The 12,704-nt window shown below is 35.8% G+C and carries 8 protein-coding genes; 5 read left to right on the forward strand and 3 right to left on the reverse strand.

The window, feature by feature from the left end; all coding sequences use genetic code 11:
• Window positions 1-666 (reverse strand): ABC transporter ATP-binding protein, encoded by a 666-nt coding sequence (locus tag KO02_RS04895; protein WP_038696330.1) that lies wholly within the window; start codon window positions 664-666, stop codon window positions 1-3.
• A 276-nt stretch (window positions 667-942) separates the two neighbouring features.
• On the opposite strand from KO02_RS04895, the gene KO02_RS04900 reads away from it, so the two are divergent.
• Entirely contained in the window at window positions 943-3,816 is a 2,874-nt protein-coding gene (locus tag KO02_RS04900) for a TonB-dependent receptor (RefSeq protein ID WP_038696332.1), read from the forward strand.
• Between the two features lie 66 nt (window positions 3,817-3,882).
• Window positions 3,883-5,259: a hypothetical protein gene (locus tag KO02_RS04905; protein WP_038696334.1), complete on the forward strand. Its 1,377-nt coding sequence runs from the start codon at window positions 3,883-3,885 to the stop codon at window positions 5,257-5,259.
• A 153-nt stretch (window positions 5,260-5,412) separates the two neighbouring features.
• Here KO02_RS04905 and KO02_RS04910 read toward each other — a convergent pair whose 3' ends face one another.
• A complete protein-coding gene (locus tag KO02_RS04910) occupies window positions 5,413-6,615 on the reverse strand; it encodes a hypothetical protein (RefSeq protein WP_235212350.1) in 1,203 nt (400 codons plus the stop codon).
• A 249-nt stretch (window positions 6,616-6,864) separates the two neighbouring features.
• On the opposite strand from KO02_RS04910, the gene KO02_RS04915 reads away from it, so the two are divergent.
• The 3 genes from KO02_RS04915 (at window position 6,865) to rlmB (ending at window position 10,432) form a co-directional block, all read left to right on the forward strand.
• Window positions 6,865-7,584: an MIP family channel protein gene (locus tag KO02_RS04915; protein ID WP_038696336.1), complete on the forward strand. Its 720-nt coding sequence runs from the start codon at window positions 6,865-6,867 to the stop codon at window positions 7,582-7,584.
• A 152-nt stretch (window positions 7,585-7,736) separates the two neighbouring features.
• A complete protein-coding gene (locus KO02_RS04920; protein ID WP_038696338.1) occupies window positions 7,737-9,548 on the forward strand; it encodes a DNA polymerase III subunit gamma/tau in 1,812 nt (603 codons plus the stop codon).
• Window positions 9,549-9,655: 107 nt separating this feature from the next.
• Complete coding sequence (gene rlmB, locus KO02_RS04925) at window positions 9,656-10,432, forward strand: 23S rRNA (guanosine(2251)-2'-O)-methyltransferase RlmB (RefSeq protein WP_038696340.1); 777 nt, start codon at window positions 9,656-9,658, stop codon at window positions 10,430-10,432.
• Window positions 10,433-10,534: 102 nt separating this feature from the next.
• On the opposite strand, the gene KO02_RS04930 is transcribed toward rlmB, so the two are convergent.
• Window positions 10,535-12,439: a DEAD/DEAH box helicase gene (locus tag KO02_RS04930; protein ID WP_038696342.1), complete on the reverse strand. Its 1,905-nt coding sequence runs from the start codon at window positions 12,437-12,439 to the stop codon at window positions 10,535-10,537.
• Window positions 12,440-12,704: the final 265 nt, after the last annotated feature.

Raw genomic sequence — 12,704 nt, forward strand, 5'->3', positions numbered from 1 at the left:
CTATTTATGATTAGGATTGAGGGTATTTAAGTCGTAGGTATTCGAAAAGTTGTTTTTTATTCTTTTATCATGGGTTGCGATGAGGAGTGTAGCTCCCTGTTGATCCGCTATTTCCATCAATAAAGATAAGACTCGTATTGTATTTTGATCATCAAGTGAAGCTGTTGGTTCATCTGCAATCAAAAGTAAGGGTTTATTGATGACTGCTCGAGCAATAGCAGCACGCTGCAACTGGCCTCTACTTAATTCATTGGGATAGGCGTGAGCCTTGTCAGCCAGTTGAAGTTTAGTTAATACATCAAGCACATCATTTTTATTAACTGTTTTTTTTGCAAGTGATTGTGCTAGCTGAATGTTTTCAAGGATAGTCAGATTTTTGAGCAAATGTGCCTCTTGGAAAATAAAACCTATATGTTGTGACCGAAATTCATCTAATTTCGAAGTATTGAGTTGATAGATATCTTCTCGATTGATCCATACCTTTCCTTGCGTCGGTTTCGAGAGTCCTCCTAATAAATGAAGCAATGTTGTCTTACCTGTACCAGAATCTCCAAGCAAAAGAGTATGTTGACCTTTTTCAATTTGAACTGAAGGGAAACTGATTGACACAGCCCCTTTGTATTGAAAGGAGAGTTCTTGAGTTGTTATAATCGGATTTGTCTGCATGGTATCTTCATTTTTTCAAATGCTAAATTTAACCTAATTCTAGCACATAACCCGAATTGTTGTGACAATATTACATCACATGTGTATTTATTATTAAGACCGACCATACTTAACATTTTGCATGTTAATCAAATATTAAGCCCATAATGTAGCCTCATTGTCTCGATATGGTGTTGTTAACAATTACTTAACGCAGAGTGAGTACAATAGTAATGTTAAGATAATATATACATAATATCATGATAATAGATTTGCAGAAACAAAAAAACAAATAAATTGAAACCACAATTAAAACTAAAGAAATTTGTTGCTACCCTAATTCTATTGGTAATAGCAACAGCTATTTTTGCACAAGGTAGTGGAAAGGTCGTTGGAAAAGTAAGTAACAGCAAGACGGGCGAAACAATTGCAGGTGTTACTGTGAAAATTTTAAACTCGGCTCGTGCAGGCAGTACAGATGTAACGGGTAATTATAGCATTCCTGGACTTTCTGTTGGAAAGTATACCTTGGAATTTAGCTATATCGGATATGCAACAAAACAGATAACAGACGTTGAGATCAAGGACAGCGAAATCACAAGCCTTGATATTATCTTAGATAATTCGGCAGGTAATGTTTTAGAGCAGGTCGTAATAACAGGGAGTTATAAAAAAGAATCTATTGGTGCATTATATGCACAGCAAAAAAATAGCATCTCGATTTCAGACGGTATCTCTGCTGAAATCATCAAAAGAACGCCAGATAAAAATACAGGTGAAGTTTTAAAGCGCGTGAGTGGTGCAAGTGTTCAAGATAATAAATTTATTGTTATTAGGGGATTAAGTGATCGCTATAACGCTGCTTTATTAAATAACAGTCCTTTGCCAAGTACAGAGCCAGATCGAAAAGCATTTTCATTTGATATTATTCCTTCTTCTTTAATAGATAATATAGTCATTAGTAAATCGGCTACTGCAGATTTACCTGGCGATTTAACTGGAGGTGCTGTTAATGTTAAAACTAAAGATTTTCCAGAGCGAAAAACTGTTGAAATAAGTGTTGGTTTAGGTGGTAATTCACAGACCACGTTTAAAGATTTTTACGGAAGTAAAAGAACAGTGGGTAATTATTTTGGAGTCAAAAATCCAGATAATAACTTACCATCTTCTTTTCCAGTAGATAGAGCAAGCTATACAAACTTAACTTCCGAACAAAAGGCCGATCATACCAAAGCATTTAAAAACACTTTTGGTTATAAAAAACTAGGCAAATCACTTCCTTATCAAAATATGCAATTTATCTATGGTAATTCATATCGTTTGCGTAACGAGGGTAAGCTCGGATTCATTGGTTCCTTTACTTATCGCAATTCCGAAAGCATAACCAATGAAATTAGAAATGATTTTAATGGTCGTGATCAAGGATTAAACAGTTATTATTCTCAATATGAGGATACCTATTATCGTTTTAATTCTTCAATTGGAGCACTTGCTAATGTATCGTATATAAAAGATAATTTTAAAATCTCTTTGAAAAATATTTTCAATCAAGGACTTGAGCAAAATTTCATCAATAGATTTGGTGTTTTAGATAATGAGTCATTGCGTAAAAGTACATTGCTTGAAGTGCACCAAAAACGTATGATGAACTCAGTGCTTGATGGTGAATACCTGTTGAATTCGGATAAACAAACGAAACTATCGTGGAATTTATCGTACAGCAATATTAATGATGATACACCAGATTTAAGACAGTTGTCGTACGCAAAGAATATAGCACATAAAGATGACCCATCTGTCCCGTTTGAAGCATCTATTCCAAATGGATCGGCTACTTCCGAGCAAGCTGGAAAGTTTTACAGCAACTTAAATGAAAATATTTACAGTGCGGCGCTTAATTGGTCCCAAAAGGCTAATCTATTAGGATTGGAGCAAACATTAAAATTTGGTGCATTTAAACAATATAAAAAACGTGAAATGAATGCACGTGTTTTAGGCTATGTTGATAAGAATGAAGATTATGCAGAATATAAAAGGTTATTACAGTTGCCGCAAGATCAGTTGTTTGCAGAGGAAAATATAGCGAAGAATAAGTTTTTCTTAGATGATATTACCAATCCAACGAATAGTTTCGAAGGTATCGGAGATCTTAGCGGGGGATTCGGTATGATCTCAGGTAACGTTTCTGAAAAGTTGAAAGCAACGGTAGGGTTAAGAGTTGAAAACTATATTGAGAAATTGATGACAGGATCAAATTCAACAGATGTGGATAATAATGTCAACAATACTTATACCGATTTCTTACCATCATTGAACTTGTCTTATGAGTTGAATCCTAAAACAAACTTACGATTCAGTTATTCAAATACAGTGGCTAGAGCTCAATTTCGTGAACTCGCAGCATTTAGTTTTTATGATTTCGTAACTGGTAATGTGAAAATTGGTAATCCTGATTTGAAAAGAACAAAAATATCCAATTTCGACCTTCGTTATGAATTTTATCCAAGCTTAGGGAAATTATTTTCAGTGTCCGCATTTTACAAGAACTTAACAGACCCTATTGAATCTAATATTATTGCAGGTTCTACATCAGCGAGTAAGTCAATGTCTTTTACGAATGCGCCGAAAGCTTATATAATGGGAGCCGAAGTTGAAGTGAGACATGATTTAGGAATTTTTAATGAAGACTCTGATTTTTTAAAGAAGTTGACATTCAGTGCTAATGCTTCTTTGATTAAGTCTGAAGTTAATTTTGAAGGAACAGAATCATTGTTGGAAAATAAAAGATCCTTATATGGTCAATCACCTTACCTTTTAAATACAGGTCTTCAATACTCGAGTGATGGTGGCTGGGAGTCCAGTGTTTTTTTCAATAGAATCGGACGTAGGATTGATATTGTTGGATTTGGGAACTATGTGAATGGTCAGTTTGAAGATGAGTACTCAACCATCTATGAGGCACCGAGAAGCATGTTGGATTTTCAATTAGCAAAGAAAATCATTGCCAATAAAGCAGAATTGAAATTTAATGCTGGTAATATCTTAAATAGTCAAGTTGTTTTTTACCAAGACATTGATAAAAGTGGTAAGTATAACAGCAATAGTGATCAATTAATTAATTCAGTAAAATACGGTAGAAATTTCTCACTATCATTTAGTTATAAATTTTAAAGATTAAATCATCATTCCTTAACATTAAGGTTACAACAAACAAATAGATTTACAAAAAATTAGATTATGAAATTGAATAGATCGACAAAATGGTTTGCATTAGCATTAGTAGCAACTTCAGTAAGTTTTGCAAGTTGTAGTAAATCTGATAATGATCCGGTAACTCCTCCTACTCCAGAAGAAAAGAAAGAAGCGGTTATCGAGGGAAAGATTTCTACTCGTAGAGTGTTAAGTGCAGATACGACTTATTTATTAAGAGCGTACGTACAAGTAGTAGATGGTGGTACTTTAGAAATACCAGCCGGTACTATTATTAAAGGTGAAAAATCAACTAAAGCAGCATTGATTGTTGAACGAGGTGGTAAAATCAAAGCAAATGGTACTGCCGAGAAACCAATTGTGTTCACGTCAGATCAAGCAGATGGTAACAGAGATAAAGGAGATTGGTCAGGTATTATAATATGTGGTAAATCTCTTGTGAATACATCTACAGGAACTGCGCAATATGAAGGGGGAGCTTTAGGTGCTACAATAGCAAATTACGGTGGTGGAACATCACCAGTCTTGGACGATAATTCAGGAGAGTTGACCTATGCTCGTATCGAATTTGCAGGTATTGCTATTGAGAAAGATAAAGAAATCAATGGTTTAACGTTATGTGCAGTTGGTTCGGGAACAAAAGTGAGTCATATCCAGGTTTCTTATGGTGGTGATGATTCTTTTGAATTTTTCGGAGGGACTGTTAATGCCTCTCATTTAATCGCTTACCGTGGTGTGGATGATGATTTTGATTTTGACCAAGGTTATAATGGTAAGATCCAATATGGTATTTCTATTAAAGATCCAATGATTGCTGATGCAGCTGGAACTTCTAGAGGTATCGAATTAGAAAATAAAGGTACAGTAGCTAATAATCAATATTCAAGACCGGTATTATCGAACTTTACTTTTATTGGCCCAGGTACAGAGTCTTCAGCTGCTCATGGTGCTGGTGTTCATTTCGGATTAAATAGTCGTATTGTATTAGCAAATTCAATTATTGTAGGTGCTAAAACAAGTGCTGTAGAATTTAATTCAGATTTCCCTGCTGCAGAATTGAAAGCGGGACGTTCTATCTTCTCAAATAATATGGTATTTGGAAATGTAGCGAACTATGGCTTAAAAGATGTTAGTGCATTTGCGTCGGTTGCTGATTTAACAGGTTATTTAAATGGATTTGGAGACTTTACTGTAGCATCTGTTGCTGCAGCAGGATTAACAGCAACAACCCTTTCAACTCCGAATTTATTATTAAAGTCTGACTCTCCTGCGTTAGGAAAAGCTAAATTTGAAGGTGCTGATTTTGCAAGCTTTAAAACAGAAACTTTCGTTGGTGCGATGGGTGCGACAGAAGACTGGACTAAAGGATGGGCTAGTTGGGATCCAAAAAATAATAAATACTAATAATAGTCTTAATCATATAAAGCTCGATCAATAGATCGGGCTTTTTTTATGTTTTTATGTATCCTACATCGGATTTAGATTTACTATTTTTCAATGCGATGACAAGGTCTAATAGCCAACCAAATTTAGATTAGAAAGAATAAAAGTTTAGCGCTACTTCGGCTCATAATGATAGACCACCTGGTAAGTTTCATTCTTTAGGTTGTCCGCCATTTGTCCAATGGCTAAATTCTGCTTCTGTGGTGTCGGTTCACATAAAGAATAATATTTGCCATTGTATAGAATTGCATCGCCAATGGGTTGATCGAATTGTACAGCCATGGTAATATGTGTAGGGAACAATAAAGTAATCATTGGGAGATTGTATATCTCTTTCACCAAGTAAAAAAATAAAGCTGCTCGATCATCACAATCGCTGTATGAAGTATTGAGCGTTTCTTCTGGAGAGAGTCTCTTTTCCTTTCCAAAATTAATATCATCATTTTCGTAGAGAAATGCATATCGCGTAAAACGCATTAAATAGTCAACACCTTTTGTCGTATCCATTTTTTTTATGTTTTCTCTCAGGACAGGAATGAGTGTTTGATACGTTTCCCTGCTTAAAGGAATATTAAAGTAAGTTTCATAGTCCACTCCAGGGTAATTGGCGAAGATTTTATTTACCTCAGCATTTATCTTCACTTTAAAGTGATACAACCGTTCATTGTATTTGAAGTTAATTTTTCTATCCACATATTTTTGTGGACTAAAATCAGGCATTTGAGTCACCTTATAGCTGAAATCATGAACCGCTTCATCTATTTTAATATTGACGGGTTTATAAACCCCATTACGTTGAAATAGTTTTCCATAATCGTGATAATTCAAACAGGTATATTGATTGTCATCAATAGAAAAAAATGGAATGTCAGCGATATCCTCGTTATTTTTTATATAAAATATAATCTGGTTATTACCCACAGCAAGCCTTGCATCATAACCCGAGCGACACATCAAGTACCATTTATAGAGGGTGTATCTACTGTAGTTATCTTCTTTTGCGCTTATCGCTTGAGCCGACTGACGTATCAATTGATAATAAATCCAATCGTTCAGTCTGTATTTTTTTTTATAAGCTAGTAATGCATCTATGATTGAAGAATTTTGATTCGATGCTATTTTTTTGTAAAAATCTAGGATATGACCTTCGTTTACCTCAGTAGGAAAGTCTATTAAAAATGTTGAATCTAACGAGAATGTAAAGGGTGCATTATAGAAATCAACATGATAATCTTGTGCATAACTATTCGGCTTTTGAATAAAAATAAACAAAAGATAAAATAAGCCAGCAAGCAAATATGTATGAAATGATTTCAAGTTCTTAACAATTTGTTAATAATCAAGTTACATAAAAATAATATCAAAATAGATGCCTAAATTATTTGTTTACAGCTAAATGACTATATGTATCGATAATTTCTTAGTTCATTGTCGTTATTCATCTATAAGATTTTATAATTATGATGCATTTGTAGTTGAATCCTTACCTCAAATTAATTTGTTAAAGTTATTGTAAAAAGAAGCTAGATATTTAAGGCCTATTTAAAAACTTAACGATTTAAAGAGATGGAAATAAAAATTACACAAAAATTTGTTGCTGAGCTAATTGGAACTTTTGGTTTAGTGCTATTTGGTTGTGGTGCTGCTGCTGTTGCAGGCACGACAACATTGGGCGGGTTGTCAGGATTAGGCTTGTTGGGCATCGCCCTAGCATTCGGTCTTTCCGTTGTTGTTTTTGCCTACGCTATTGGCGGATTAAGCGGTTGTCATATTAATCCTGCAGTAACCATTGGAGTTCTTGTCGCCGGAAAAATCACGGCGAAAGAAGCCGTAATTTATATGATTGCACAATTCTTAGGTGCATTACTGGGAGCTTTTGTTTTACAACAGATTCTGAGTGGGCAAATTGCGGGCTATAATGCTGTAGAGTGGGCATATGGAGCAAATGGATGGGGCAAGGAATATCAGAATGAATATGGTGTAACAGCTGCATTTTTAACAGAAGCTGTTTTAACCTTTATTTTTTTATTCGTCATCTTAGCCACTACATCCAAAGTGGGCAATCCGACTATGGCCGGATTAGCTATTGGGATTACCTTGGTATTGATCCATCTAGTAGCAATTCCGATCACAGGTACATCTGTAAATCCAGCTCGTAGTTTTGGTCCTGCTATTTTAGCTGGAGGAAAAGCCCTTTCGCAACTGTGGTTGTTCATTATCGCACCAATAGTAGGAGCAATAATTGCTGCTTTTGTTTGGCGAACCCTCGAACCAAAAGGAAATTAACTCGCAGATTTGCCTAAGAATTGTAGCTTCATTGCAAAATGAAGCTACTTCTTTTTCGTGTATAATTTTAAGGAATAATTATTAAGAAGGGTCTTTTTTGAAGTATCACTTTTTATATTGTGACGGAGATACAAAATTTGTATCTTCGTACAATGGAAAATTTTATTGTTTCTGCTCGTAAATATCGCCCAGTCACCTTCGATTCGGTTGTCGGTCAGCAACACATCACCGGTACCCTTAAGAATGCTATTCATAACAATCAGTTGGCACAGGCATTTTTATTCTGCGGACCTCGAGGTGTTGGTAAGACAACTTGCGCACGTATTTTGGCTAAAACAATAAATTGTGAAAATATTTCTGACAAGAGCGAGGCCTGTGGCGTATGCGATAGTTGTAAATCTTTTCAAAATGGAAACTCCTTTAGTATACATGAGTTAGATGCAGCGTCGAATAATTCTGTCGATGACATTCGGAGTCTAATTGATCAAGTACGTATACCACCTCAAGTAGGAAAGTTCAAGATCTATATCATAGATGAGGTTCACATGCTTTCACAACAAGCCTTCAATGCTTTTCTGAAAACATTGGAAGAACCACCGGCTTATGCAATCTTTATATTAGCAACAACAGAAAAACATAAAATCCTTCCGACTATCTTATCAAGATGTCAGATTTTTGATTTTAACCGTATTCTTGTGGAGGATATGGCCAATCATTTAGCACGAATTGCTAAGAATGAAAATATTCAATATGATCAAGATGGACTTCATATCATTGCTCAAAAAGCAGATGGAGGATTGCGTGATGCACTTTCTATGTTTGACCAGATTGTCAGCTTCTCAAATAAACAGGTAACTTATCAAGCTGTCATTGACAACTTGAATATTTTAGACTATGATTATTTTTTCAAGCTGACGGATGCTATTATTACTGAAAACCCAGCAAATGCATTATTGGTACTCAACGATATCTTGAACAATGGATTTGATGGCAGTCATTTTATAGCTGGTTTAGCATCACATTTCAGAAATTTATTAGTGGCAAAAGAACCTGCTACTTTAAAATTATTAGAAGTAAGCGAAAGTATTCGTGCGAAATATTTAGATCAAGCACAAAAATCGTCAACAGGACTTTTATTATCAGCATTGAATATTTCTAATCAATGTGAGATTAATTATAAAACAAGTAAAAATCAAAGGCTTCAAGTTGAGCTAGCACTCTTAAAAATGTGCCACTTATCCAGTGCCATCCAATTGAGCAAGTTAGGGACTATCCAGCTACCTAATACTAGTGAAGAATTAAAAAAAAAACTCCCTAATCTAGTACAAATCCCAGATAATCCTATTTCTGAGGTAAAAAACGCAGTACCAGTTCCGGAAAAAAATAGTGTCGAAAACTCAAATGCAGGAGCCAACACGACGCCAATAGTTGCGGAAGCAAAATCTCCAGAGGCCACAAACCTACCACCTAAACTAAAAAAGGGTGCTTGGGGAACAACTAAAAGCTCCATGCCGTCATTGCCTGATTTGAATGCTATTTTTGATTCAAAATCGGTAGAAGAAACAGATAATGAACCTAGTTTGGTTAAAGGTACAGAGCAAGAAATTGTGACCTTTGAGCAATTTTCCCAGGTTTGGAATGCATTAGCTATTCAAATCAAAAAAGAAAATAAGATCAACTTATATACTTTAATGACAGCAGTCCCTCCTAGGTTAGTTGGAATTCAAATTGAAGTAGATGTAGAGAATATGGTGCAAATGGATGTACTGAGTATGGCGAAAATTGATTTATTAAATTTTCTACGCCCAGCACTGCGTAATTTTTCTTTAGATTTAAGAGGAGTTGTCATGAACCATGATGTTGTGCGTAAACCCTATACTTCACAAGAAAAATATCAGGCCATGGTTCAAAAAAATCCACTACTCGAGACTTTAAGAATAGAGTTGAACTTAGGCTTGAGTTAATATTTACAGATCTTTTTCTTGCACTAAGCCATATTTCTTTTTGTATCTTTGCCTTTCAAATTGGTTTGCTAATTGCTAGAAACCAACTCTTATTTAGAATATTGAGCATGCAAAATTTTCAAAGACACGATAGGTCATCAGATCAACGTGAAACCAATCAGATGGTTTTCGGTATTCGTGCCGTTATAGAAGCGATAGATAGTGGTAAAGAAATCGAATCATTATTTGTACAAAGGGGTTTAGCCGGAAGTTTGTTGTTAGAATTGAAAGCTCTTTTGAAAGAGCATGAAATTGGATTTCAACAAGTTCCTATCGAAAAATTAAACCGTATCACACGCAAAAATCATCAAGGCGTTATTGCTATTATTTCCCCTATTATATATCAAAAAATTGAAGACATCGTTCCCGAGATTTATGAGAAAGGGGAGGTGCCGTTATTTTTAATGTTAGATGGTGTTACAGATGTCCGCAATTTCGGAGCTATTGCCCGTACGGCAGAATGTTCAGGTGTACATGCTATTATTGTCCCGAAAAAAGGATCTGCAGAGGTAAATCCCGATGCAATCAAAACATCGGCAGGCGCTTTATATAAAATTCCAGTATGTCGTCATGAAGGTTTAGCTAAAGTTGGTAAATTTCTGATTGAGTCGGGTATACAGTTGGTAGTAAGTACGGAGAAAACAAAAGACGGCATCTACGATGTGGACTATACGGTACCCACTTGTATTATAATGGGAGCTGAAGATGTAGGTGTTTCCGATGATTTAATCCGCATTGCCGACCATTTGGCGAAAATTCCTATGTTCGGAGAAATAGGGTCATTAAATGTATCGGTTTCAGCAGGAGTTGTGTTGTACGAAGCTATTCGTCAACGTTTAAAATAGATTAATATCAGTTACGGTCGTTTAATAATATAAACGTTATATAAACAAATAAGAGCGGCTACCTTTACGATAGCCGCTCTTATTATTTATAGCTTGAACAGATTAGTATTTGCTATTAGACTCTTTTCTTTTTCCAGAAAAGTCTCTAAAGCCACCACCGTTTCCTTCTTTACGATCTCCACCACGGTATCCACCTTCACGTCTTTCACCACCACCGCTTCTGCGTTCTCCGCCACCACGGTAACCACCTCCGCCTTCACGTCTTTCGCCACCGCCGAAGCTTCTGCGTTCTCCGCCACGGCTTCTGCTTCCGCTTCCACCGCCGCCACTGCTACGATTATCGCTTTTTCCGTCTCCAGAAACCTCGATACGTACGTTACGACCGTTGAAATCTACTTCTTTGAATCCTTCGAATACTTTAGTTACCTCAGCATCTTCTACTTCGAAGAAAGTAAACACTCCTTTTAAATCAATTTTACCAATTGATTTTCCAGAAATTTTAGCGTTGTTACAGATAAATCCTAACATGTCTCCACGACTGAATTCATCCACAGAGCCTAAGTTCATGAATAGACGAGTGAAGCCTTTAGAGCTACCACGATCTCCTCTTTCACCACGCTCTCCGCGTTCACCTCTTTCGCTGCGTTCACCGCGTTCACGACCATTACTGATATCACGAGCTTCGATATTTAAATCATGTGCACCTTTGTAATAATCTAAGAATCTGTTGAATTCTAATGAAGCAAATCTTTTCACGATATCTTCTTTTGATAACGATTCAAAACCTTCCATAATAGCAGGTAGGAATTGACTGATTTGTTCTTCGTTTACTTCAACACTCTGAACTTTATTGATGATTGTTAACAATTGTTTTTCAACAACTTCAGGTCCTTGAGGAACTTGTTTACGCTCGAATTGTTTTCCGATAACTTTTTCAAGTTGACGAATTTTACTTTGTTCTTTAATGTTGATTAAAGAGATTGAAATACCAGTTTTACCAGCACGAGCTGTACGGCCCGAACGGTGAGTATAGTTTTCAATTTCATCAGGCAAAGAGAAGTTAATAACGTGAGTTACGTCGTTTACATCAATACCACGCGCCGCAACGTCAGTAGCAATTAATAATTGTAAACTACGGTCACGGTAACGTTTCATCACTTTGTCACGTTGTTGTTGAGATAAATCTCCGTGAAGTGAATCTGCATTGTAACCATCTTTAATTAATGATTCAGCAATTTCTTGCGTTTCAATTTTTGTACGACAAAACACGATACCAAAGATATCAGGATTAGAATCGACGATGCGTTTAAAAGCTGCATACTTGTCTTTTGCTCTAATCAAATAATACTGATGTTCGATATTGGCATTACCAGTGTTTTTTGTACCTACAGTCATTTCTACAGGATCTGTCATATAGTTTTTAGCTATACGGCGTACCTCAGAAGGCATCGTTGCAGAGAATAACCATGTTTTTTTAGTGTCAGGGGTTTCTGACAAAATATTGTTGATGTCTTCTTTGAAGCCCATGTTAAGCATTTCATCTGCTTCATCTAGGACAACATATCTTACTTGAGAGAAATCGATGGCATTACGGCCAATAATATCTAACATACGACCTGGGGTCGCTACTACAATTTGCACACCACGTCTAATTTGACGAAGCTGGTCACTAATATTTGTACCTCCATAAACCGCAACAACATGTACGTTGTCAAGGTTTTTAGCATATCTTTCTATATCTTTCGAGATTTGCAAACAAAGCTCACGTGTTGGACACAATACCAACGCTTGAGGGTGTTTCTGAGAAAAGTCTAATTGCTCTAATAATGGAAGACCAAATGCTGCTGTCTTACCTGTGCCGGTTTGGGCTAATCCGACAAAATCGTCGTTACCAGTCAATAAAACAGGAATGGCTTTTTCCTGAATTTCAGAAGGTTTTTCAAAACCTAATTCTGAGATGGCATTAACAATTTCCTCACGGATTCCCAGTTCTAAAAATGGGTTCATGAAATAATTTATACAATAGGCTCAATTGCCTAAGGCGATGCAAAGGTAAGTAAATATTTTTTACCAAACTAATTTTTGCCGTAAGTATTTGATATAATGTGTTTTTTGATTGACAATCCAACAGTCAATGTTGCTTTGATATCGCTATACCCTGCTGTTTCGATTACAAAAATAATCTATTCGTCGATTCAAAATACTAAAAAGAAGCGAAAAAATCTGGCGAAGTTGAAAATAGTAAGACATAAAAAAGGGCTACTCATATGAA

The sequence above is a fragment of the Sphingobacterium sp. ML3W genome (genome assembly GCF_000747525.1).
GTDB lineage: Bacteria > Bacteroidota > Bacteroidia > Sphingobacteriales > Sphingobacteriaceae > Sphingobacterium.